This window comes from Halorubrum sp. CBA1229 (genome assembly GCF_003721435.2).
Taxonomy (GTDB): Archaea; Halobacteriota; Halobacteria; order Halobacteriales; family Haloferacaceae; genus Halorubrum.
Genome location: NZ_CP054585.1, coordinates 1825860 through 1846991, shown reverse-complemented (window position 1 = coordinate 1846991; position 21132 = coordinate 1825860). Strand labels below are relative to the sequence as shown.

Below are 21132 nucleotides of genomic sequence, written 5' to 3'. Positions count from 1 at the left end.
GACGAGCGCGGCCGCGGTCGGTCGGCGACGGTCAGTCGGCGGCGACGTGCGGGGTCGCCTCCGCGAGATCGAGCACCTCGTCGAAGAAGCCGAGCGAGTCGTGCGGCCCGGGGTTCGCCTCGGGGTGGTACTGGCGGGTGATGACGTCGAGCTCCTCGCTGTCGAGCCCCTCGACGGTGTCGTCGTTGACGTTCACCTGCGTCACCTCGAGCGGACCGGTGTCGTCGACCGTGTAGCCGTGGTTCTGCGTCGTCATCACGACCCGCTCGCTGCGGAGGTCCCTGACGGGCTGGTTGACGCCGCGGTGGCCGAACGCCATCTTCTCGGTCGAGCCGCCGAGCGCGCTCGTGATCACCTGCTGGCCGAGACAGATGCCGGCCATCGGCAGCTCGCCGGCGAAGGCGTCGACGACCTCCTGGGCGGCGACGAAGTTCTCCGGGTCGCCCGGGCCGTTCGAGACGAAGAGGACGTCGGGATCGATCTCGGCGACGTCCTCGGGGGTCGCGTCGTACGGGAGGACGTGGACGTCCGCGCCGCGCTCGGTGAGCGAGGAGATGATCGAGCCCTTCGCGCCGCAGTCGAGCATCGCGACGTCGGCGACGCCGCCGCCCTCGTGGACGGTCGGTTCCGTCACAGACACCTGCGCGCCGATGTCGACGTGGTCGCTCATCGGCTCGCACGCCTCCATCTCCGCGACCGCGTCCTCGGGGGTCACGTCCGGGCCGGCGGCGATCCCGCAGGCCATCGCGCCCTCCTCGCGGACGGTGGTGACGATCTCGCGGGTGTCGACGTGGTCGACGGCCGGGATCTCCTCGTCGGTGAGCCACTCGGCGACGTCGTCGGTCAGCTCGCGGGCGATCGCCGCGTTCGGCTGGACCGACTCGGACTCGAACCGCTCGCTTCGGACGCCGTAGTTCCCGATCAGGGGGTACGAGAAGGTGAGGATCTGTTCGGCGTAGGAGGGGTCGGTGAGCGACTCCTCGTAGCCGGTGTACGCGGTCGTGAACACCAGTTCGCCGCGGGTGCGCCCCGGCGCACGAGCGCGCGCTTCGAGCACGCGTCCGTCGGCCAGCGCGATATAGGCGTCCGACATTACGAGAAACGTACGTGCAGTAGGTAATAAATGCGTCGTTCGTAGCTTCGTTACGATATTCGTAACGAGTAAGTCGCCGGGGCGAGTGAATCGAGTATGGACGACCTCGACCGCCGGATCCTCTCGATCCTGCGCCGGGACGCGCGAACTCCCTACACGGAGATCGCGGACCGGGTCGGCACCTCGGAGGGAACCGTGCGCAACCGCGTCGACCGCATGACCGAGGAGGGGATCATCGAGCGGTTCACCGTCACGACCCGCACCGGCAACGTGAAGGCGATGATCGAGATCTCGGTGGAGATGAACGTGGACACCGCCGCCGTCGGCGACCGGATGGTCGAGTGGGAGGAGGTGGACTTCGTCTGGCAGGTGTCCGGCGAGGACGACATCGTGCTCGTCGTCGACGCCGTCGACACGCGCGCCGTCAACGAGCTGATCTCGCAGGCCCGCGAGATGGACGAGGTGAAGTCGACGAAAACGCGGCTCATCCTGAACGAGCGGCTCGGCTAAGGCGATCGGTTGGACGGTCAGCGCCGCCGCTAGCGGGTCGAAATAGCGGGAGAATTCGAGAGCGCGGCACGCGCCCTATCGGCCGGAAGACGGTCGCGGCGCGTCTACTCGAGCGTACCCTGGGTGACGAGGGTGTCGTCCTCCAGGTAGTGCTCGAGGTGGTGACCGTGCTCCTCGACGTCCATGAGGACCTCGCGGAGCTGTTCCTCGGTGTTGTAGTCGCCGAGGTTGTTGGCGAGCTGGATGTGCTCGCGGAGCATCTCCGTGATGTCGCCGAACATCTCCAGATCGTTCTCCAGCCCCGTCCGGATGTCGTAGGCGTCGGCGTCCTCCGGGCTCACCGGCGCGTGCTCCTCGTAGTTCGCGCCGCCCGATAGCGGCACGCCGCCGAGCGCCTGCGCGCGCTCGGCGATCACGTCGGCGCCCTCCTCGAGGTCGGCCGCGACCTCGCCGAGGTAGACGTGGATGTCGTGGAACTCGGCGCCCTCGACGAGCCAGTGGTGCTTTTTCACCTGGTGGTAGAGGACGTACGTCGCCGCAAGATCGGTGTTGAGCGCGTCGACGAGCTGTTCGGCCTTCTCCTCGGGGACGCGGAGCGCTTCGCTCTCGTGGACGTCGCCGTAGCGTTGTCGAGCCTCTTTCTGGGTACTCATGTCTACCTCTACATACGCGCGCGGGTCACTTAACTGTTTTCACGAAGATAATCAGATTTCTAAATAACGAAAATTATTTTTGCAGATTGCACACCGACTCGACGAGTCCGCACCGATCTGCGATCGCGCCTCTGTCGAGCGTCGCGAGCGGACCCCCGCTCGCCGCGGATATAGACGGCTTAAAAAACGGATCCAGCATCGCCGCGAAGGGAAACGTCTTAATGGACTACGCGCGCAGTTCGTGGTATATGAGCAACGGCGACGACGACCCGGCCGACGCCTCCGAGGAGGCCGACGCCGCAGACGACGCGGAGGAAGAGGCCGGCGCCGGCGAGTCGACGGACGCGGCCGCCGCGCCCACGCTTCCCGACGAAGCGACCGAGGAGTCCTTAAACGAGTACCTCGACGAGATCTCGACGCTCCTCGACGACGCCGAGACCGAGGCGGACCTCGACGACGTCGACGCGCTCCTCGACGACGCCGAGTCGGGGATCGAGGAGGCCGACCTCCCCGAGCCCGACGAGGACGACGAGGACGCCGACGACCCCCGCAGCGACCTCGAGGACCGCGTCGCGGAGCTTCGCGAGGGCGTCGAGGCGGCGCGCGGCCCCTACGCGGAGGACGTCGTCGACGCGATCGAGAGCGCCGGGGCGACGCTCGAGGAGACCGAGTGGACGGCAGCCGGGATCGACGACGCCGCCGACGCGGTGACCGACTTCGTCGAGGCGGCCGCGGACGCCGTCGACGACGGGGTGGACGCGGACGAGATCGAGACGGACCCCGCCGCCGTCGACGCCTCGGCCGACGCGGCGGCCGACGGCGAGAGCGACGACGCCGACGCGGATGACGCCGACACGAATGAGGCCGGCGAACCGACCTCCGAAGACGACCGCGTCGCAGCCCTCGTCTCCGCCCTCGACGCCGTCGCGGCCGGCGTCGCTGACGCGGACCTCGACCCCGACGGCGACGCGGAGACGATCGCCCCCCTCATCGAGGCGACGGACGAGCTTGAGGCGGGGCTCGACGACGCCGAGGAGTGGGACGACCTCGAGACCCACGAGCAGCTCCGCGCGGAGGGGTACTACGACGTGCTCGGCCACTACAAGGACTACCCGGTCGAGTGGTCGGCGCTGAAAGAGCACGAGGCGCGCGGCAACGTCGACATGGTCCTGCTCGCGCTCGACTCGCTCACCTCCGACTTCATGGAGCGGCACTGCCTCGAGGCGCTCGAACGCATGGGCAAGCGCGGGAAGACCGAGGCGTCGGTGGAGGAACTGCTCGGCCGCGCCGAGAAGCGCGACCAGTTCGCGATCCGCATCCTCGGGAAGATGGCCGCCGACGAGGCGACGGAGACCATCGTCGAGTACGTCCCGGAGGAGTCGAACCCCCAGCTCCAGAAGGCGACGTTCAAGTCGCTCGGCGAGATCGGCGCGAGCGAGGCGGTCCAGCCGCTCGCGGACGCGCTCGTCGACGACGACACCGAGGAGCTCGTGCGTCCCCACGCGGCTCGCGCGCTCGGGCTCATCGGCGACGCCCGCGCGGTCGACCCGCTCGCGGACGTGCTCGCCGGCGACGGCTCGGACGACGTGCGCGCCGCGGCCGGCTGGGCGCTCCGCCAGATCGGCACCCGCGACGCCCTCGAAACCGTCGCCGAGTACGCCGACGAGCGGTCGTTCATTATCTCGACCGAGGGCGAGAAGGCCAAGCGCTCGCTCGACGCCGCGTCGGCGACCGCCTGACACGTCGGCCTGACCGTCGGGTGAACTGCCCGGTTCTTTTTATCAGATACCGCGGGCAGCCCCGGTGTGTCGTCCGCATCGTCTCGTCCCGCACGCGACTCGAACGCGAGCGTCGCCGTCGCGCTCGGGCTGCTCGTCCTGACGGCCGCCGCGCCGGTCGCGGCGGCGGACGCCGGGAACCACTCGGTGGCCGTCACCGATCGAGCGAGCGGCGCACCGGAGAACCGGACCCTCGTTGCTGAGCAGCCGCGGATCCTCGAGCTGTTCCCGAACCCAACGGCGTCGGAGAACCGCGGCGAGTACCTCGTCGTCCGGCTCCCCGAGCGCGGGAACTGGTCGCTCTCGGACGGCTACCACGAGGCGGCGATCCCGGCGAACGCGAGCGGCGTCGTCGCGCTTTCGATGGACCCCGCGAACACGACGCCGCTGCTCGACGACGAGAGCGCGGTCGGCGTTCACGGCGCCCACGACGACGGCGCCGGCACCCCCGAGCTCCGCGCGCTCGACGGCTACTTCCCGCTCGCCGCGTCCGGCGACCGGATCGCGCTCCGGCGGAACGGGACGGCGGTCGCCGTGGTCGACTACGACCGCGCGCCGGAGGGCCACCGCTGGCGCGCGGACTGGGGCGAGTGGCGGCCGCGCGGCTACGACGCACGGTCCGCGGCCCGCACGCCCAACGCGACCGTGCGCCCGTTCGTGCTCCCGGACAGTCCGGGCATGCCGATCGAGCCGCTTCGCGGGGCGGAAGACCGGCTGCTGCTCGCCGGCTACACGCTGGGCTCCGAGCGCGTCGCCGACCTCCTCGTCGCCGCCGCCGAGCGCGGCGTCGAGGTGCGCGTCCTCGTCGAGGGGTCGCCCGTCGGCGGGTTCTCCGCGCGGAGCGCGCGGCTCCTCGACCGGGTCGCCGCCGCCGGCGTCGAGGTGCGCGTCCTCGACGGCGACCCCGAGCGGTTCCGCTTCCACCACGCGAAGTACGCCGTCGCCGACGACCGCGCGGTCGTCCTCACGGAGAACTGGAAGCCGTCGGGCACCGGCGGCCGAACCAACCGGGGGTGGGGCGTCGTCACCGGGACGCCCCGGTCTGCGCCCGCCGGCGAGACGACCGCCGACGACCTCGCCGCGCTGTTCCGCGCCGATGCCGCGGCGGCCGATGCCCGGTCGTGGGAGGCGTTTCGCACGGCGGCCGAGTTCCACGACGGTGGCACGGCGAACGGGAGCTACCCGGCGCGGTTCGAGGCCCCTCCGCCGACGACGGCTGACGTCGAACTCCTGACGGCCCCCGGGAACGGCGCAGACCGCTTGGTCGAGCGGATCGACACCGCGGACGACCGCGTGCTCGCGCTGGTTCCCCGGACCGGCGGCCCGGACAACCGGCTCGTCCGCGCGCTCCGGCGGGCCGCCGACCGCGGCGTCGACGTTCACCTGTTGCTGTCGAACGCGTGGTACGACCGGGAGGAGAACCGCGCGCTCGTCGAGGCGCTCGCGGACGAGCCGGTCGAGGTCGCCGTCGCGGAGCCGCGCGGCCGGTACGGGAAGGTCCACGCCAAGGGCGTCGTCGTCGACGACGCGGCGATCGTCGGGAGCCTCAACTGGAATCGGGGCGCCGCGACGGAGAACCGAGAGGTGTTGCTCGCGATAGAAGACGAGGCGGTCGCCGACTTCTACGCTCGCGCGTACGCGGCCGACTGGCGCGGCGGCGGGGTCCATCTGCCGGTCGGACTCGTGGGCGGTCTCGGGGCCGCGGTCGCGGGCGCCGGCGTCGTCGCGCGGCGGGAAGTAGAATTCGCGTGAGCTCCCGAAAAACTCCGGGGGACCGCGTCAGTCGTCGAGCGCGGCCGTCGACGAGAGCGCCTCGTCGATCTCCGCCTCGGCCATCTTCTCGACGAGTGTCTCGATGACGGCGCTCCGGCGGCCCTTCACGAACTTGATCGAGCCGACGACGAGGTGGCCGCCGCCGGAGACGCCCGCCTCCGGGAGCTCCTCGTTCAGCTCGGTCACCATGTTCGGGATGTCGAGGCGGACCCCGTCGGACCGGAGCACGCAGAAGTCCGGCCCGTAGCCGATCGTGATGACGGGGTCGCCCGTCTCCGTGACGCGGGTGTCGTGGAGCTCGCCGGTCGTCTTCCCGGGCGCCGGGTAGGTGAACCGGTGGGCGTACTCGTCGAGGTCGATGCGGTAGAGGTGCGCGCCGGAGGCGAGCCGCTCGTGCTCGACGTGGTCGTCGAGCGCGTCGAGCTGGCGGTCGACGTCGCGCTCGGCGCGCTCGGAGAGGAACTCGACCAGCTCCTCGTGGCGCCCTTCGTCGTCGCAGCCGACGTTGAGGGCGTCGTTGACCAGCGTCTTCCCCTCGGAGTAGCGCAGCCAGTGGGCGGCGTAGTCGAGCGCCTCGCCGATGTCGAGCAGGTCGGACTCGTCGTACCCGGCGTCCTCGGCGAGCGCGACGTAGTCGTCCATCGCCTCCGCCTTCGAGCGGTCGGAGAGCCCGGCCACCGCGGGGACGTGTTCGAGCTCCTCGGTGATCGAGGGGTCGATCAGCCGGGCGAGTTCGACACACATCATCCCCGTGGTGACCCGGTAGTCCTCGCCGTGGAGGTACGGGTTGACGTGCGCGTCGAGCAGCGGCTCGACCGCCTCGGGGTCGGGGTGGTGGTGGTCGACGACGGAGATCGGGATGTCGTAGTGTGCGAGGTTCTCGTAGGCGGGGACGTCCTCCTCGGTCGACCCGTTGTCGAGCATCAGGAGGAAGGGGAGCTTCTGGCCGTGGCGGGCGCGCCCCTCAAGCGCGAAGTTCAGGTCGCGGGTGACGTCCTCCATCTCGTAGTACGGCGCCTTGCTCGGGAGCCGCTTGAACAGGTGCCGCGCCGCGTCGGGGTCCTCGTGGACGTCGGTCACGAAGTTCTCCAAGGCGAGCTGGACCGGGATCGCCGCGCACATCCCGTCGCCGTCGGCGTGGTGGCGGACGCGGATCGGGCGGCCGGCGAGCACGGTCCGGCGGAGCAGCCGGGCGAGTTCGCGGAGGTCCTCGTGGATCGGCTCGAACGCCTCCCACTCGACGAGGGGGTCGACGTCGGCGGGCGCGGCGCGCTCGTCGAGCGCGGCCTCGAACCGCTCGCGGGCCTCGGCGGCGCGCTCGTCGGGGAGCCGCCGCAGCGAGTCGACCTCCAGCTGGAGGGCGTTCTCGCGGGTCTCGACCGTTCCGCTGACGTGGACCATGTCGCCGACCGCGACCTCGGGGTACGCGCGGACGCCGGCCTCCTCGAAGGCCGCGCAGGAGACGACGCCGGAGGCGTCGGCGACGGCGAAGATCGTCGGGCCGCCGGTCTGTTTCGCCTGGACGACCTCGCCCTCAACGGTGACCTCGTCGCCCGGGGAGAGCCCGCGGACGCGGGAGACCGTCGGCTCGTGGGCGACCGTCTCGGTGCGGTAGTCGTCGGGGGCCTCGTCGTCGAACGCGACGTCGCCGTTCTCCTTCACTTCGGTCAGCCGGACGATCAGTCGGTCGCCGACCGCGTAGTCGCCGTCGATGTTCGACTCGTGGACGAGCCCCGAGAGGGCGTCGGAGACGTCGACGAAGACGCCGTAGTCGACGACGCCGTTGACCTCGGCGTGATACAGCGCGTCTATCTCGGCGTCCTCGAGGGTGCAGTCGGGTGCCAAGTCGTAGACGATCGGCCGGTCGTCGGCCGCCCCCTTCGCCGCGTCGGCGTCGGGTTCGGGGCTCGAATCGCCCCGCGTGCCGGAATCCCCGGCGGTGTTCTCGCTCATGGAAGGCCTTCGGGAACGGGCGGTGTTAAGCCTGTTCTCTCGCGTCTCTGCCCGTCTGGACGCGTTCGACCCGTGGACCCGCCGTCGTCCGGTCCGGAACCCCTATGGGGCGACGGCGCCTTCCGTCGCGTATGCGACTGTTCCGCTCGGACGAGCTCCTCGGGATCGCCCGAGAGACGATGGAGTTCGTCCTCGAGGCGAGCGAGGAGACCCACCCCAACGAGTACATGGGGTTCCTCCGCGCGGACGACGCCCGGAAGCTCGACGTCGACCGAGACGGGCAGGTGATCACCGACGTGCTCGTCATCCCGGGCACTGAGTCGAACCCGACGAGCGCCAGCGTGCGCACGCACATGAAGCCGAACGACATGCGCGCCGTCGGATCGGTCCACTCGCACCCGAACGGGGCGCTCCGGCCGAGCGCGGCCGACCTCGCGACGTTCGGCCAGGGGCGGGTGCACATCATCGTCGGCGCCCCCTACGGGTGGGGCGACTGGAAGGCGTTCGACAACGAGGGGAACCAGACGACCCTCGACGTGCTCGACGTCGAGGTGCCCGACGAGCACTTCTTCGATTTCACGCAGGAGGACATCGACAGCGAGCTCGACGCGGAGCGCCGCGACGGCGGCAGCTTCCTCTCGTGGTTCCGATGACCCGGGTCGTCGCGCAGGGGACGTTCGACCTGCTCCACCCCGGTCACGTCCACTACTTGGAGGACGCGGCGACGTACGGCGACGAGCTCCACGCCATCGTCGCCCGCCGCGACAACGTCACCCACAAGCCGGAGCCGATCCTCTGCGCGCGCCAGCGGCGCGACATGGTCGCCGCCCTCGAGGCGGTCGACGAGGCCCACCTCGGCGACCCGGAGGACGTGTTCGTCCCCATCGAGCGGCTCGACCCGGACGTGATCGTGTTGGGCTACGACCAGCACCACGACGAGGCGGGAATCGCCGAGTCGCTCGCGGCCCGGGACATCGACTGCCGCGTCGAGCGGGCGTCGGGACGGGAAGCCCGGTACGAGGACGAGCTGCTCTCCAGCGGCGACATCGTCGACCGGGTCCTCCGTCGACGCGGGGCGTCCGGCGAGGTCGACGACGGCTCGCGCGGGGCCGACGAGGACTCGAGCGGAGTTGACGACGCCGCGCCCGGCGATACCGGCGAGCGGCGATAGCGCCGTCGCGTCGGCCGCGTTCGGCGCGGATCCGCCGAAGCGCGGGACATATATGGATCCGTTCCCAAGCGAGCGTCAGTGACGATACCCGACCGGTTCCCCGCGGTCCTCGCGGCGACGGCGATGGGCGTGTACCTCCTGCTCGTCGTCGGTGCCACGACCTCGCTCACCGAGGCGGCCGCCGCCTGCTCGGGCTGGCCGCTCTGCGGCGGGGGCGCCGCGCTCCCCGTCGAGACCGCCGGCTGGATAGCGCTCGGCCACCGAGCGATCGCCGCCGTCGTCGGCGTCCTCGTGGTCCTCTCGGTCGCCCTCGCGTGGCGCGACGGGGCGAGCCGTCGGGTCCGGGGCGCCCTCACGGCTGCCCTCCTGCTGTTCCCGGCCCAGGCGGGCGTCGGCGCGCTCGTCGCGGTCGGCGGGCTTCCCGCCTCGCTCGGTCCGGTCCACCTCCTGCTGGGCGTGACGATCTTCGGCGCCGTGCTCGCCGCGCTCGCGTGGTGGCTGGAGGCCGAGACCGGCGTCGCCGACGACGCTCCCGTGGACTTCCAGGCGGGGACGGACGACCTCCCGCCGGTCGACGAGGCGCCCGAGCCCCAGATCCCGACGGCGGCGGTGCCCCGGCTGAAGGCGACCGCGGCCGCCTACTTCCGACTGATGAAGCCCCGTCTGATGTGGCTCCTCTGCCTCGTCGCCGCCGCGGCGATGGCGCTCGCCGGCGGGCGGGGATTCACCCCGTACGTCGTGGCCGCGACGCTCGCGGGCGGCGCGCTCTCGATCGGCGCGTCGGGGACGTTCAACCACGTCTTCGAGCGCGACATCGACAAGCGGATGCAGCGGACCAACGACCGCCCGCTGGCGACCGACCTCGTCCCGGTGCGCAACGCGCTCGCGTTCGGACTGCTGTTGGCGGCCGCCTCGCTCGGCCTCTTCTGGACGGTGAACCCGCTGACCGCGGGCCTCGGGCTGGTCGCGATCCTGTTCTACAGCGTCGTCTACACGCTCGTGTTGAAGCCGAACACGGTTCAGAACACCGTCATCGGCGGCGCGGCTGGCGCGCTGCCCGCGCTCATCGGCTGGGCGGCGGTGACCGGCGAGGTCGGCGGCGGCGGGCTGCTGCTCGCGCTGGTCATCTTCCTGTGGACGCCGGCGCACTTCTACAACCTCGCGCTGGCGTACAAGGACGACTACGAGCGCGGCGGCTTCCCGATGATGCCCGTCGTCCGCGGCGAGACGGCGACGCGCCGCCACATCGTCTGGTACCTCGGGGCGACGCTCGTCGCCGCGGTCGCGCTCGCGGTGGTCGCCGAGCCGCTCGGCGCGCTCTACGCCGCGGTCGGCGTCGCCCTCGGCGCGGTGTTCCTGTGGGCGGTCGTCCGGCTCCACTACGAGCAGACGGAGGCCGCGGCGTTCCGCGCGTTCCACGCGTCGAACGCCTACCTCGGTCTCCTGCTGTTCGCCGTCGTGTTCGACGCGCTCGTGGTCTGACGGGTGCGGCCCGGAGCCGGGCGGCGCGGAGTTAAAAGCGTTCGACTCGAAGTAACGCCACATGACCCGAGTGGAGGTCGAGTACTGCGTGCCGTGCGGCATGTTGAACCGCGCTCAGGACGTCTCGGAAGCCCTGCTCAAGCAGTTCGGCGAGGGGCTCGACGAGGTCGCGCTGGTGACGGGCGACGACGGCGTGTTCGTCGTCCGCGCGGACGGCGACGTCGTCTTCGACAAGACCGAAGACGAGTACGACGTCGACGCCATCGTGCGGGCCGTCAGGCCGTACGTCGGCGCCGCGGCGTGACCGTGACTCACTCGCCCTTATAAACGGCCCGCGCCGAGTTCGACACCACGAGGACGCTGCTCGTCGCCATCGCGAGCGCGGCGAGGAGCGGGTTGAGAACGCCCGAGATCGCCATCGGGATCGCCACCGCGTTGTAGACGAACGCCCAGCCGAGATTCTGCTTGAGCCGGCGGTTCGTCCCGCGGGTGACCGCGAACAGCTCCGGGATCGCGGAGAGGCGGTCCTCCAAGAGGACGGCGTCCGCGGCGTCGGCCGCCAGGTCGGTCCCGCTCGCGATCGAGACGCCGAGGTCGGCCGCGGCGAGCGCGGGCGCGTCGTTGCTGCCGTCGCCGACCATGGCGACGCGTTCGGTCGCCGCGAGCCGCCGCACCGTCTCGGCCTTCGCCTCCGGCGGCACCGCCGCGAAGACCTCGTCGATCGCCGGGTGGTCCTCGAACCGCCGGGCCGCCTCGGGCGAGTCGCCGGTGAGCACCACGACGCGTCGCCCCCCCTCAGTGAGGTCGGTGACGACCGCCTCCCACCCGTCGCGGACCTCGTCGCCGACGACGAGGACGCCGACGACCGACCCCTCCCAGCCGACGAAGACGGGAACCCGTCCGTCGTCCCGGGCCTCTCCGCCGGCCGCCTCCAGCGACGCCGGCACGGTCCACTCCGCGCCGTCGAACAGCGACCGATGGCCGACGACGACCGCGTCGCCGTCGACGCGGCCCGTGACGCCCCGGTCCGAGACGGTCACGTCCGTCGCCGCGGCGTCGCCGCCGGCCGCGACCGCCCGGGACCCGTCCGGGTCGGTTCCGGTCGTCACGCCCCCGTCGGTCGCCGCCCCGGGGGCGTCGTCGCCCGCCTCGCCGCGAGCGCCGGCGGCGGAGTGACCTCCTCCGTCGCCCGCGACGGCGTCGACGATCGCCTCGGCGACGGGGTGGACCGAGGCGCGCTCGACCGCCGCCGCCCGCCGCCGCACTTCGTCCGGCGAGGCGCCGTCGGCGACGGTGTCGACCAGCCGCATCTCGCCGTCGGTCAGCGTCCCCGTCTTGTCGAACACGACGGTGTCGATGTCGGCGGCCTCCTCGAAGACGGCGTCCGAGACGATCACGATGCCGCGGCGGGCCGCGTCGCGGATCCCGGCGGCGATGGCGAGCGGCGTCGCGAGCCCGAGCGCGCACGGGCACGAGACGATGAGCACCGTGAGCCCGACCAGCGCGGCGTCCACGGGCGCCGCCCCGAACGCGAACGTGGCGCCGGCGCCGAGGACGGCGACCGCGACGACGAGCGGCACGAACACCGTCGCGAGCCTGTCGACGAGCCGCTGGACGCCCGACCGCGAGCTCTGGATCTCCCACAGCAGTCGGACGAGAGTGTCGAGGGTGCTCGTCGCGTCCTCGCCGACCTCGACGACGATCGGCGCGTCGGTGACGACGGTGCCGCCGCGGACCGCGTCGCCCTCCCGCTTCGTCGCTGGGAGCGACTCGCCCGTGACGAGCGCCTCGTCGACGGCGGCGGTCCCCTCGGCGACGGTCCCGTCGAAGGGGACGCGCTCGCCGGGGCGCACGAGGAGCCGGTCGCCCGGATCGACGGCGTCGGCCGCGACGGTCTCCCCGCCCTCGGTGCGGACCGTCCGGTCGCCGGCCGTCGTGAGCTCGGAGAGCATCCCGGTCGCGCGCCGCTTGATGATCGACTCGTAGTGGTTGCCCGCGGTGACGACCAAGATCACGGCGATCGTCACGTCGAAGTAGAGGTCGGTCCGACCGAGGAGGAGCGCGAGCGTGCTGTACGTGTACGAGCTGGCCGCCGCGAGCGACACCAACAGGTCCATGTTCGGCTGTCGCGCCCGGAGGCTCACGTACGCGCCCCGCAGGATCGGGTAGCCGGTGTAAAAGAGGACGATCGAGGCGAACACCCACACCTGCGCGAACAGGTAGGTGCCCGAGACGCCGCCGAGATCGAGGATCGGCTCGTACCCGAAGTAGGTCGGGTATAAGAAGAGGACGTACCACAGCATCGCCATCATCCCGAAGAAGCCGCCGCCGATCAGGAAGCGGACCACGGCGACGTCGTCGCCGTCCGGCTCCGGGTCGGCCCGGTCGCTCGCGGAGTACCCGGCGACCGAGAGCCGCTCGGGGAGCTCGTCGGCGCTCACCGCGTCGGGGTCGTAGTCGACGCGGATCGTGTCGGTCGCGTAGCTCGCCTCGGCGGCCGCCACGCCCTCCTGCTCGCCGGCGGTCAGCTCGAGGAACGACTCGCACGTCGCGCAGTGCATCCCGTCGACGTGGAGGAACGTCGTCTCCCCGTCGAACTCCCGGTCCGGCTCCGTCTCGGGGCGCCGCTCGTCGAGGTCGTCGAGGTCGTCGACGTCGTCCAGCGACCGGGCGACCGCGAGGCAGCCGCGGCAGCAGAACTCGCCGTCGACGTCCGGGGCGGTGTGGGGGTCGTCCCCCGTCGGCAGGTCACAGAGGGTGCAGTTCGACATGGCGTTCGGTCCCGGCGGCCGGTCGGCGACGCTACGCCTCCTCCGGGTCCGCCGCGTCGGCCGAGCCCGAGTCGGGGCGGAGGCTCCCGCCGGTCGCGACGTGGAGGCTCGCCCAGATGATGAGCACGTTCACGAGCGTCACGGCGACGAAGATCTCCGCCCGGTCGGCGATGAACACCGTTGCCGGAATGAGACCGCCCAACACGAGGAGCACGGCCCGCTGGAGCGAGAACTTCATACCACGGTGTAGGGTCTGCCGAACATATATAACGCCCGTGTTTTCATGTCCCGGGAACGGATAGATATTATATAGTCGCTAATCTATAACCCGGCCTATGGGGCAAAACCAAGCCGCACACGCATCGAGTGATGATGTGAGCGGTGAAGAGGAGTTCGATCCGATCGGAACGCTCACGCTCATCGGGATATATTTCGTCATCCTGCTGTTAGCGTGGGTGTACATCTATTACATCGAGTTCCTCGGCCGCGATCTGGTCGTCGTGGGGTGATCACGCATGCACATTCACGCCTACGAGAAACTCTGGCTCGCGGCATCGATCCTGCTGATACTGCTGCTCATCGGCTCGGTCACCTACGGCGCGGTCGGTCCCGGCGTCGCGATGGTCTCCGACAGCGAACAGCCCATCGACGCCCAGGGGCTCGACGAGGACGAGCGCTTCTCCGAGCCCCGCGTCGAACAGGTCGGGGACAACGAGTACGCCGCCTACGTCGTCGCTTACCAGTTCGGCTTCAACCCCGACCCGATCGTCGTGCCCGAAAACAGCACGGTCACGTTCTACGTCACCTCTCGCGACGTGATCCACGGCTTCGAGGTCGTCGGAACCAACGCGAACACGATGGTCGTCCCCGGCGAGGTCTCCGAGATCACGGTGGAAGTCGACGGATCGAAGGAGTACGGGCTCATCTGTAACGAGTACTGCGGCGCCGGCCACCACGTGATGGAGGGGAACGTGAACGTCGTCAGTCAAGAAGAGTTCGAAAACCGCAACAGCGGGGGTGACGACGCATGAGCGAGGCCATCGAAGCCGAGCAGTCGTTCGTCGACAAGTTCCCCGACGAGGCGCGGATCGTCCGCGCCGCGCTGCTCAGCTCCTTCCTCGCGCTGGCGCTCGGCGCGATCTTCGGGATCATCCAGACGCTCCACCGGACCGGGGTGTTCCGGGGGATCATCTCCTCGACCGACTACTACACGTCCCTCACCGCACACGGCGTGTTCCTGGCGATCAGCTTCACCACGTTCTTCCTCGTGGGACTGTTCACCTGGGCGGTGACGCGGAGCCTCGACCGACCGCTCATCGACATCCGGATCACGTGGACGTGGTACGCGATCATGGCGGTCGGCATGACGATGACCGGCGTCTCCATCCTCGCCGGCTTCGTCCCTGCCCTCGACATGAGCGCGGACGTCCTGTTCACCTTCTACGCCCCGCTGCAGGCGCACCCCCTGTTTTACGCGGGGCTCGCCGTCTTCATCGTCGGCTCCTGGATCGCCGGCGCCGACTGGTTCCGCACCTTCCTCGCCTGGAAGCGCGACCACCCCGACGAGCGCATCCCGCTCCAGACGTTCATGGTGCTGACCACCATGGCCATGTGGTACATCGCCTCCTCGGCCGTGGCCGCCTCCGTCCTCATCTTCCTCCTCCCGTGGTCGCTCGGCTTCATCGACCAGGTGAATCCCACGCTCACCCGGACGCTGTTCTGGTTCTTCGGCCACCCCGTCGTCTACTTCTGGCTCATGCCCGCCTACCTGCTGTGGTACACCGTCCTCCCGAAAATCGCCGGCGGACGCCTGTTCAGCGACCCGCTCGCGCGCGTCGTCTTCGTCCTGTTCCTCTTACTGTCGACCCCGGTCGGCATCCACCACCAGTACCTCGACCCCGGCATCGCCGAAGGGTTCAAATTCATCTCGATGACCAACACAATGTTCCTGCTGTTGCCGAGCCTGCTCACCGCGTTTACCGTCGTCGCGAGCGTCGAGTACGGCGCCCGCCAGCGCGGCGGCACCGGCCTCCTCGGCTGGCTCACCGACCTCCCGTGGCGCAAACCCGAGTTCACCGGCATGATGCTCGCGGGGCTGATGTTCGCCGCCGGCGGCTTCTCCGGCATGGTCAACGCCGGGATGAACATCAACTACATGATCCACAACACCATCTGGGTGCCGGGCCACTTCCACCTCACCGTCGGCACCGCCGTCGCGCTCACGTTCATGGCCGCCACCTACTGGATCTGGCCGCAGATCTCCAACAAGCCGATCTTCAGCCGATCGATCGGGCTGTTCCAGGTCGTCCTCTGGTTCATCGGCATGGCGCTGATGTCCAACGCGATGCACGCACAGGGAATCATGGGCGTGCCGCGCCGGACCGCCGAACCCGAGTACTCCGGCTTCGATTACCCGACGATGTTCGGCGGGTTCGAAGAGCTCAACATCCAGATCGCCATCGGCGGAACGCTGCTGTTCGTCTCGACGGTGCTGTTCATGGCCAACCTCGTGCTCACGATGGGGAACCCGAAGGTGTCGGGGCTCGCCGAGTCGCTGCCGCCGGCGCTGTCCGGCCCCGACGACGCCCCGCGCGTGCTCGACAGCCTCCGGCTGTGGGTGGGGATCGCGCTGACGCTCGTCGTGCTGGCGTACGCGCTCCCGCTGGCGGCGATCATTCAGCGCGGCGGCCTGCTCGGCCCGGGCGTGGGCACGTACCCGGTGTGGCTCGCACCGGCGCTCGACGCGCTCGCGGGCGCGGTGACCCCGGTGGTCGGCGCCGTCGGTGAGGCGACCGCCTCGCTCGTCGAGGTGGGCCGATGAGCCTCGATCGGACCCGCGGCGGGCTCCTCGTGGCGTTCGCGATCTTCGGCGTGATCGTCTACGAGTTCCGGACGGTCCTGGACTTCGTCGGCGTCGAGCTCCCGCTGATCCCCTATATGGCCGCCGTCTTCGCGCTCGCCGGCGTCCTGCTGTGGATCGTCACGCTGACCGGCGGCTGGCGGACCGAACCCGAGGGCGACGAGCCGGCGTAGCGGCGCGGAGCGCTCCGCCCGGACGGTCCGTTCGAGGCCCTCGCACCGCGAGTGTTTTGTGCTATCCGACCAATATCCGGTATGGAACGGACGCGTGTCACGGTCCGGTGTGCCGACTGTCCCTTCGAGGCGGGGTACGACCGGCTCCCGCCGGCGCGGGCCGCGCTCGGCGAACACGAGTCGGCGACCGGTCACGAGGTGGCGTGGGAGATCGAGTCGCTCGCCGAAGGCGTCTCGCGGGCCGGCGCCGACGCGGGCGTCTGCGGCCGCCCCGAGTGCGCCAACGAGGACTCGCCGCTCGTGAACCCCGAGCCGGCCGACCGGTAGCGCGGCGCGGACGATCGCCGGCCGCCTCGGGCCGGAGTCGCCGGCTCTTTTATATTCGGACCCTCGATGGTCGCGTATGTCAACCCGGACCGATCGGCTCACCTTCGGCGTGCTCGGCACCGCGGGAATCGCTCGCGACGCGGTGGTCCCGGCGATCGCGGCGAGCGAGCACGCGGTCGGCGCGGTCGCCTCGCGAGACGGCGACCGGGCGGCGGCGTTCGCCGAAGCGGCGTCGATCCCGCGGAGCTACGGCTCTTACGAGGCGCTTTTGACGGACGACGAGCTCGACGCCGTCTACGTCCCGCTGCCGAACGGGCTCCACGCCGAGTGGACGACGCGCGCGGCCGACGCGGGGCTCCACGTACTCTGCGAGAAGCCGCTCGCGGTCGACGCCGCGGAGGCGCGCGAGGTGACCGATCACTGTGCGGACCGCGGCGTCACGCTGATGGAGGGGTTCATGTACCGGTACCACCCCCGCACCGAGCGAGTCCTCGAGCTGGTCGAGCGGGAACTGGACGACGTGCGTACGGTGACCTCGACGTTCCGGTTCCCGCTGTACGACCGACCGGACGACGTGCGCCTCGACCCGGCGCTCGCCGGCGGGTCGCTGATGGACGTCGGCTGTTACCCCGTCTCGCTCGTCAGGGCGGTCCTCGGCGAGCCCGATCGAGCGTACGCGCACGCGAACGACACCCGGGACGCCGGCGTCGACACGGAGCTCGCGGGCGTCTTGGAGTACGACGACGGCCGGTCCGCCCGAGTCGCCTCGGGATTCGACACGCAGCTCGTCCAGCGGTACCGGATCGACGCGACGAACGGCTGGATCGCGGTCGAGCAAGCGTTCGACGCGCCGACCGACGAGCCGGTGGAGCTGACCTACCAGATCGACGGCCGGCGCGGCGTCGAGACGTTCGAGCCCGTGGACCAGTACCGGCTGCAGGTGGAGCACTTCGCCGATCGCGTCGCCGACGACGCCGACCCCCTGACCGACGGGGAAGCGGCCGTCGCGAACATGCGGGTCATCGACGCGCTCGCCGAGAGCGGCGACGGCGGCGACGGCGCGGTGGACGTCTCCTGAACGGGGCCTCCCCGCGGCGAACCGAGCGGTGGGCGCCGTCGATCCGAGCGAGCGTTTATATGCGTTCGGCCCTAATAGTGTGCATGATGAGCAATACTACGGCCGGCGGCGCTGAGTCGGATGGAAACGAGGGGGTCCGCCGTCCGACGTCTCTCGCCGACGCTGACGCCCTCGACGCGTTCGTCGCCGACGCCGACGCCGCGCTCGTCGAGTTCTACACCGACGGGTGCGGGATCTGTGCGAGCATGGAGCCCGTCCTCGGGAACGTCGCTCGCGCGCTCGACGTCGACGTCGCCCTGATAAACCCCCGCGACGATCCGCCGCTCGTCGAGCGGTTCGACGTCCGAAGCGTGCCGCTGTTCGTGCTGTTCGTGGACGGCGAACCGGTCGCGCGACGTGCGGAGGGGTTCATCCCCGGCGACGACCTCACCGCGTGGGTCGACGAACGCGTCGAGTGATCGGTCGCGGCGGCGCGAGACGCGCGCATCGCTACCGGGACGCGACGAACTGAACAGAAAGACGTTCGATTTCCGGCCGAAGCCCGACGGCGTCGGCGCTACAGTCGGCCGACGTTCTCGACGGCGACGGACTCGACGCCGTCGACGTCGGCGAACGCCTCTTCGACCGCCTCGGTCCCGCCCGCGCCGTCGGGGACGATGACGGTCGGCAGAAGGGCGACGAGGCCGAACGCGACGTCGTCGCGCTGGAAGCCGCGGATCTTCGCGCCCTGCGGGAGCGACTCCTCGAGTCGGTCCTGCAGGTCGTCGAGGTCGACCTCGGGGCTGTTCGGCATGACCTTGATTTTGGCGGCGACGTCTCCCATAACTAGGGTCCTCGGAAGCCGCAGTCGGGACACTCGTAGAGGTTGCTCTGCTTCCGGCACTTCGCGCACCGGTGGATGGTCGTCCCGCAGTCCGGGCAGGAGAACCGCGCGGCGTTCATGCCGGCCACCTGGATACCACAGGAGACACACTGCCGGGTGCCCTGCGTTTCACTCTCGCTCATACACTGAGACACCACCGCGCGACTTTTAACCGTTGTTCTTTGCGGTCGGCGCCGAACGCGGCGTGGGGCGCGGTACCGCGCCGCTCGGGTGTCGAACGCGCGGAGCGCGGCCAGCGGTAGGCGAGAGCCGAGGACCGCGGAGCGCGGTTCGAGGGAGTCGGCGACGGAGTCCCCCCGGCGCTCACCCGACGATCAGCGGACCGATCAGCACGCCCATCAGGTGGACCCGCCGGGCGCCGACCCGGGGCGGGACGAGTCCCAGCGCGCCGGCGACGGCGAAGACCCCGACGCCGAACGGTCCCGCGAACAGGAACGAGACGCCGGCGAGCAGCGCCAACACGCCGATCGAGAGGCGGGTGTAATCCGCGTTCCCGACGACGAGGAGGTAGGCGTCGCCGACGAGGAGGACGAGCGCGAACCCGCAGGCCGCCGCGGCCCCCGCGGCGACGAGGAGGATCGGGAGCGCGAAGGGGACGCCGGCGCGGTCGATAGCGACAGTGACCCCCGTCCGGGGCGTGCCGAGCGCGACGAGGGCGAACAGCGCGAATATCGTGTTCGCCGTGTTGGCGCCGCTCGTGGCGACGACGAATCCGCGGTCGCCCTCCTCGCGCGGGACCGCGGGCAGCGCGGCGACGGCGGCGATGGCGGCGGAGACGCCCGGGACGTAGCCGACCACCGCGCCCGCGAGCGACCCGGCGCCGGCGCTCACGCCGAGGTCGCGGGGCGCCATCGTGATCCGCGCGTCGGCCTGCGGCGGGACGCCCTCGCCCCCGAGCGCGTCGACGAGGACGGGCGCGCCGAACAGTCCGGCGAACAGCGGCGCGAGGACGCCGCCGGCGTCGAGCGGCGCCGCGGGATCGACGTCGAGGGTTGCGAACCCGAGCGCGGCGCTCGCGAGAAACGCGAGAAACCCGCCGACTGCGGCCTCCTTCGACGACTCGGTGAACACGAGGAACGCGACGACGCCGGTCAAGAGCAGCGGGAGGTGCGCCCGCACCGTCGGATACCCGCGCATCATGATCCACGTGATCGGCACGGCGAGCGGGACCGCGAGCGCGACGGCCAGCCCGGAGCCGACCGCCGAGAGCCGGATCGCCTCGCGGCCGCGGCCCGCGATCACGAGCCGGTGGCCCGGCAGCGCCGCGACCGCCGTCGCCGCGTCGGGCACGCCGAGCGCGAGCGCGGGGACGATGTCGAGGAACGAGTGGACCACGCCCGCGCCGAGCATCGCGACGCCGACGAGGAGCGGATCGGCGGCGACCGAGGGGGCGAGCCCCGCGAGCAGCAGCGCGAAGTTGTTCGCGTGGAGGCCCGGAACGAGCCCGCTCAGCGTGCCGAGCGCGGCGCCGCCGCACAGGAACGCGAGCGCGGCGGCCGCGAACGTCGGGTCGACGACAGGGCGGACGAGGGCGTCCATCGCGACGAGGTGGCCGCGGCTTCGGTGATAAGGCGCGGGGTGTGCGGCGAGACCGAGCGCCGCGGCTCGGGAATCGCGGAACGTGCGGTCGAAAACTCGGGACCGGTTAGGCCTTCTGGGCCGCCTGCGCCTTCTTCTGGGTGACGTAGCCGGCGATCCGGTTGCGGACGCCCTTCGACTCGACGGTGGTCAGGGCCGTGACGCTCTCCTTGTTCGTCTCGAAGTCCGTGTTGAACGAGTCGGGGTACCGCTCAAGCAGGACGTTCCCGAGCTGCTTGATGTACTTGGGTTTGATGGCCATACCGAGCGATACCGCCGGGCCGAACTAAAAGGGTTCGTTCCGCCGCGAGCGGCCGCAAGGCGGTATTACGCCGGGCGAGCCACGCGGTCCGGTCAGGGCTCGTCGTCGCCGTCGCCCCCGCGCTCGGTCCCCTCCGCCGCCGCGAGCGCCCGCCACCCGGTCGCCTCGTCGATCCGGGCGAACGCCTCGCGCTCGGCGGGACCGCCGCAGCGGTCGACCACGTCCGCGAAGTACGCCAGCCGGCCGAGCAGGTCCGCCGTGTCGAACGCGGGCACGTCGAGCCGCGAGGCGGCCACCGTGGCGTCGACGACCGCGCCGAACCCGCGGTTGATCGTCGGCACGCGCTCACGGCGAACCGCGCTCTCGACGGGATCGAGCGCCCACGTCCGGATCGTCGTGTCGCCCTCAGTCTCGCTCCCGATCTCCTCGGCGGTCACCTCGACCCACGCGTCGGCCGTCTCGAGGACGGGGTCGTCGACCTCCCGGACCGTCAGCGCGGCGTCGACGAACGTGCGCGGGTCGGTCGTGAACTGGACGACCCCGCCGCCGCGCTCGGTGAAGTTCCGCCACGTCCGAGTGCGCCCGTACGTCCGCGCGGTCACGGGGTCACCGGGGTCGGCCGGCGCGTGGATCCCGAGCGCCGCGACGTTCCAGCGGTCGTTCGGGCCGAGCGTCGTCACGACCGACTCGGTGACGCCGCGGAGCGCGACCGGCCAGCCGTCGGGCGCAACGCCGTCGGCGTCGGCGCCGTCGGCCGCCCCGCCGCGGCCCACGTCGGGCGCGTCGT

At 70.9% G+C, this 21132-nt stretch carries 24 protein-coding genes; 14 read left to right on the top strand and 10 right to left on the bottom strand.

Annotation, left to right across the window (positions count from 1 at the left end):
• Window positions 1–31 precede the first annotated feature (31 nt).
• Entirely contained in the window at window positions 32–1093 is a 1062-nt protein-coding gene (gene carA, locus Hrr1229_RS09165) for a glutamine-hydrolyzing carbamoyl-phosphate synthase small subunit (RefSeq protein WP_123113186.1), read from the bottom strand.
• 96 nt (window positions 1094–1189) lie between these two features.
• Between carA and Hrr1229_RS09160 the strand changes: the two genes are divergently transcribed.
• Complete coding sequence (locus Hrr1229_RS09160; protein ID WP_123113187.1) at window positions 1190–1603, top strand: Lrp/AsnC family transcriptional regulator; 414 nt, start codon at window positions 1190–1192, stop codon at window positions 1601–1603.
• Window positions 1604–1707: 104 nt separating this feature from the next.
• On the opposite strand, the gene dpsA is transcribed toward Hrr1229_RS09160, so the two are convergent.
• Window positions 1708–2256 carry a DNA starvation/stationary phase protection protein DpsA gene (dpsA, locus tag Hrr1229_RS09155; RefSeq protein WP_123113188.1) on the bottom strand — a complete coding sequence of 183 codons (549 nt, stop codon included), beginning with the start codon at window positions 2254–2256 and terminating at the stop codon, window positions 1708–1710.
• A 248-nt stretch (window positions 2257–2504) separates the two neighbouring features.
• Here dpsA and Hrr1229_RS09150 point away from each other — a divergent pair, with 248 nt between their 5' ends.
• Together Hrr1229_RS09150 and Hrr1229_RS09145 are read left to right on the top strand one after the other, a co-directional pair.
• Window positions 2505–3995, top strand: coding sequence for a HEAT repeat domain-containing protein (locus Hrr1229_RS09150; protein WP_123113189.1), 1491 nt, complete (start codon window positions 2505–2507; stop codon window positions 3993–3995).
• Window positions 3996–4061: 66 nt separating this feature from the next.
• Window positions 4062–5786: a phospholipase D-like domain-containing protein gene (locus Hrr1229_RS09145; protein WP_123113190.1), complete on the top strand. Its 1725-nt coding sequence runs from the start codon at window positions 4062–4064 to the stop codon at window positions 5784–5786.
• 27 nt (window positions 5787–5813) lie between these two features.
• On the opposite strand, the gene Hrr1229_RS09140 is transcribed toward Hrr1229_RS09145, so the two are convergent.
• On the bottom strand, window positions 5814–7760 hold the full coding sequence (locus Hrr1229_RS09140) for an OB-fold nucleic acid binding domain-containing protein (RefSeq protein ID WP_123113191.1): 1947 nt from the start codon (window positions 7758–7760) through the stop codon (window positions 5814–5816).
• A gap of 131 nt (window positions 7761–7891) precedes the next feature.
• Between Hrr1229_RS09140 and Hrr1229_RS09135 the strand changes: the two genes are divergently transcribed.
• The 4 genes from Hrr1229_RS09135 (at window position 7892) to Hrr1229_RS09120 (ending at window position 10717) form a co-directional block, all read left to right on the top strand.
• Complete coding sequence (locus Hrr1229_RS09135) at window positions 7892–8413, top strand: Mov34/MPN/PAD-1 family protein (protein WP_123113192.1); 522 nt, start codon at window positions 7892–7894, stop codon at window positions 8411–8413.
• A complete protein-coding gene (locus Hrr1229_RS09130) occupies window positions 8410–8931 on the top strand; it encodes an FAD synthase (protein ID WP_255212475.1) in 522 nt (173 codons plus the stop codon). Before Hrr1229_RS09135 ends, Hrr1229_RS09130 begins: the two co-directional genes overlap by 4 nt.
• A gap of 78 nt (window positions 8932–9009) precedes the next feature.
• Window positions 9010–10413 carry a heme o synthase gene (locus Hrr1229_RS09125; protein ID WP_123113193.1) on the top strand — a complete coding sequence of 468 codons (1404 nt, stop codon included), beginning with the start codon at window positions 9010–9012 and terminating at the stop codon, window positions 10411–10413.
• Between the two features lie 61 nt (window positions 10414–10474).
• Window positions 10475–10717 carry an Rdx family protein gene (locus tag Hrr1229_RS09120; protein ID WP_123113194.1) on the top strand — a complete coding sequence of 81 codons (243 nt, stop codon included), beginning with the start codon at window positions 10475–10477 and terminating at the stop codon, window positions 10715–10717.
• 7 nt (window positions 10718–10724) lie between these two features.
• Here Hrr1229_RS09120 and Hrr1229_RS09115 read toward each other — a convergent pair whose 3' ends face one another.
• Together Hrr1229_RS09115 and Hrr1229_RS09110 are read right to left on the bottom strand one after the other, a co-directional pair.
• On the bottom strand, window positions 10725–13184 hold the full coding sequence (locus tag Hrr1229_RS09115) for a cation-translocating P-type ATPase (protein WP_123113195.1): 2460 nt from the start codon (window positions 13182–13184) through the stop codon (window positions 10725–10727).
• Window positions 13185–13215: 31 nt separating this feature from the next.
• Window positions 13216–13422, bottom strand: a complete 207-nt coding sequence (locus Hrr1229_RS09110) for a hypothetical protein (protein WP_123113196.1) — start codon at window positions 13420–13422, stop codon at window positions 13216–13218.
• A gap of 136 nt (window positions 13423–13558) precedes the next feature.
• Here Hrr1229_RS09110 and Hrr1229_RS18175 point away from each other — a divergent pair, with 136 nt between their 5' ends.
• The 7 genes from Hrr1229_RS18175 (at window position 13559) to Hrr1229_RS09080 (ending at window position 18080) form a co-directional block, all read left to right on the top strand.
• Complete coding sequence (locus Hrr1229_RS18175) at window positions 13559–13693, top strand: hypothetical protein (protein ID WP_255212474.1); 135 nt, start codon at window positions 13559–13561, stop codon at window positions 13691–13693.
• Window positions 13694–13699: 6 nt separating this feature from the next.
• Complete coding sequence (locus Hrr1229_RS09105) at window positions 13700–14215, top strand: cytochrome c oxidase subunit II (RefSeq protein WP_123113197.1); 516 nt, start codon at window positions 13700–13702, stop codon at window positions 14213–14215.
• Complete coding sequence (locus tag Hrr1229_RS09100; RefSeq protein WP_123113198.1) at window positions 14212–16005, top strand: b(o/a)3-type cytochrome-c oxidase subunit 1; 1794 nt, start codon at window positions 14212–14214, stop codon at window positions 16003–16005. The genes Hrr1229_RS09105 and Hrr1229_RS09100 overlap by 4 nt, the downstream gene beginning before the upstream one ends.
• Window positions 16002–16217, top strand: a complete 216-nt coding sequence (locus Hrr1229_RS09095) for a CbaC protein (protein WP_123113199.1) — start codon at window positions 16002–16004, stop codon at window positions 16215–16217. The genes Hrr1229_RS09100 and Hrr1229_RS09095 overlap by 4 nt, the downstream gene beginning before the upstream one ends.
• Before the next feature lie 81 nt (window positions 16218–16298).
• On the top strand, window positions 16299–16544 hold the full coding sequence (locus tag Hrr1229_RS09090) for a hypothetical protein (protein ID WP_123113200.1): 246 nt from the start codon (window positions 16299–16301) through the stop codon (window positions 16542–16544).
• Between the two features lie 76 nt (window positions 16545–16620).
• Window positions 16621–17622: a Gfo/Idh/MocA family oxidoreductase gene (locus Hrr1229_RS09085; RefSeq protein WP_123113201.1), complete on the top strand. Its 1002-nt coding sequence runs from the start codon at window positions 16621–16623 to the stop codon at window positions 17620–17622.
• Window positions 17623–17705: 83 nt separating this feature from the next.
• Window positions 17706–18080 (top strand): thioredoxin family protein, encoded by a 375-nt coding sequence (locus Hrr1229_RS09080; RefSeq protein ID WP_123113202.1) that lies wholly within the window; start codon window positions 17706–17708, stop codon window positions 18078–18080.
• A 98-nt stretch (window positions 18081–18178) separates the two neighbouring features.
• Here the strand turns inward: Hrr1229_RS09080 and Hrr1229_RS09075 are convergent, their stop codons facing one another.
• From Hrr1229_RS09075 to Hrr1229_RS09055, 5 genes are all read right to left on the bottom strand, one after another.
• Window positions 18179–18445, bottom strand: a complete 267-nt coding sequence (locus Hrr1229_RS09075) for an elongation factor 1-beta (protein WP_092565372.1) — start codon at window positions 18443–18445, stop codon at window positions 18179–18181.
• A 2-nt stretch (window positions 18446–18447) separates the two neighbouring features.
• On the bottom strand, window positions 18448–18627 hold the full coding sequence (locus Hrr1229_RS09070; protein WP_123113203.1) for an HVO_2753 family zinc finger protein: 180 nt from the start codon (window positions 18625–18627) through the stop codon (window positions 18448–18450).
• 181 nt (window positions 18628–18808) lie between these two features.
• Window positions 18809–20044, bottom strand: coding sequence for a tripartite tricarboxylate transporter permease (locus Hrr1229_RS09065; protein WP_123113204.1), 1236 nt, complete (start codon window positions 20042–20044; stop codon window positions 18809–18811).
• Between the two features lie 106 nt (window positions 20045–20150).
• The gene (locus Hrr1229_RS09060) at window positions 20151–20345 is read right to left on the bottom strand and encodes a 30S ribosomal protein S17e (protein WP_008007028.1); all 195 of its coding nucleotides are present in this window, start codon (window positions 20343–20345) and stop codon (window positions 20151–20153) included.
• A 92-nt stretch (window positions 20346–20437) separates the two neighbouring features.
• On the bottom strand, window positions 20438–21118 hold the full coding sequence (locus Hrr1229_RS09055) for a DUF447 domain-containing protein (RefSeq protein WP_123114875.1): 681 nt from the start codon (window positions 21116–21118) through the stop codon (window positions 20438–20440).
• Window positions 21119–21132 lie beyond the last annotated feature (14 nt).

What these genes read in the sequence shown, in the direction of transcription:
- carA (WP_123113186.1), bottom strand. Translation starts at nt 1,093, where the DNA reads ATGTCGGACGCCTATATCGCGCTGGCCGACGGACGCGTGCTCGAAGCG.
- Hrr1229_RS09160 (WP_123113187.1), top strand. Translation starts at nt 1,190, where the DNA reads ATGGACGACCTCGACCGCCGGATCCTCTCGATCCTGCGCCGGGACGCG.
- dpsA (WP_123113188.1), bottom strand. Translation starts at nt 2,256, where the DNA reads ATGAGTACCCAGAAAGAGGCTCGACAACGCTACGGCGACGTCCACGAG.
- Hrr1229_RS09150 (WP_123113189.1), top strand. Translation starts at nt 2,505, where the DNA reads ATGAGCAACGGCGACGACGACCCGGCCGACGCCTCCGAGGAGGCCGAC.
- Hrr1229_RS09140 (WP_123113191.1), bottom strand. Translation starts at nt 7,760, where the DNA reads ATGAGCGAGAACACCGCCGGGGATTCCGGCACGCGGGGCGATTCGAGC.
- Hrr1229_RS09135 (WP_123113192.1), top strand. Translation starts at nt 7,892, where the DNA reads ATGCGACTGTTCCGCTCGGACGAGCTCCTCGGGATCGCCCGAGAGACG.
- Hrr1229_RS09130 (WP_255212475.1), top strand. Translation starts at nt 8,410, where the DNA reads ATGACCCGGGTCGTCGCGCAGGGGACGTTCGACCTGCTCCACCCCGGT.
- Hrr1229_RS09120 (WP_123113194.1), top strand. Translation starts at nt 10,475, where the DNA reads ATGACCCGAGTGGAGGTCGAGTACTGCGTGCCGTGCGGCATGTTGAAC.
- Hrr1229_RS09115 (WP_123113195.1), bottom strand. Translation starts at nt 13,184, where the DNA reads ATGTCGAACTGCACCCTCTGTGACCTGCCGACGGGGGACGACCCCCAC.
- Hrr1229_RS09110 (WP_123113196.1), bottom strand. Translation starts at nt 13,422, where the DNA reads ATGAAGTTCTCGCTCCAGCGGGCCGTGCTCCTCGTGTTGGGCGGTCTC.
- Hrr1229_RS09105 (WP_123113197.1), top strand. Translation starts at nt 13,700, where the DNA reads ATGCACATTCACGCCTACGAGAAACTCTGGCTCGCGGCATCGATCCTG.
- Hrr1229_RS09100 (WP_123113198.1), top strand. Translation starts at nt 14,212, where the DNA reads ATGAGCGAGGCCATCGAAGCCGAGCAGTCGTTCGTCGACAAGTTCCCC.
- Hrr1229_RS09095 (WP_123113199.1), top strand. Translation starts at nt 16,002, where the DNA reads ATGAGCCTCGATCGGACCCGCGGCGGGCTCCTCGTGGCGTTCGCGATC.
- Hrr1229_RS09090 (WP_123113200.1), top strand. Translation starts at nt 16,299, where the DNA reads ATGGAACGGACGCGTGTCACGGTCCGGTGTGCCGACTGTCCCTTCGAG.
- Hrr1229_RS09085 (WP_123113201.1), top strand. Translation starts at nt 16,621, where the DNA reads ATGTCAACCCGGACCGATCGGCTCACCTTCGGCGTGCTCGGCACCGCG.
- Hrr1229_RS09080 (WP_123113202.1), top strand. Translation starts at nt 17,706, where the DNA reads ATGATGAGCAATACTACGGCCGGCGGCGCTGAGTCGGATGGAAACGAG.
- Hrr1229_RS09075 (WP_092565372.1), bottom strand. Translation starts at nt 18,445, where the DNA reads ATGGGAGACGTCGCCGCCAAAATCAAGGTCATGCCGAACAGCCCCGAG.
- Hrr1229_RS09070 (WP_123113203.1), bottom strand. Translation starts at nt 18,627, where the DNA reads ATGAGCGAGAGTGAAACGCAGGGCACCCGGCAGTGTGTCTCCTGTGGT.
- Hrr1229_RS09065 (WP_123113204.1), bottom strand. Translation starts at nt 20,044, where the DNA reads ATGGACGCCCTCGTCCGCCCTGTCGTCGACCCGACGTTCGCGGCCGCC.
- Hrr1229_RS09060 (WP_008007028.1), bottom strand. Translation starts at nt 20,345, where the DNA reads ATGGCCATCAAACCCAAGTACATCAAGCAGCTCGGGAACGTCCTGCTT.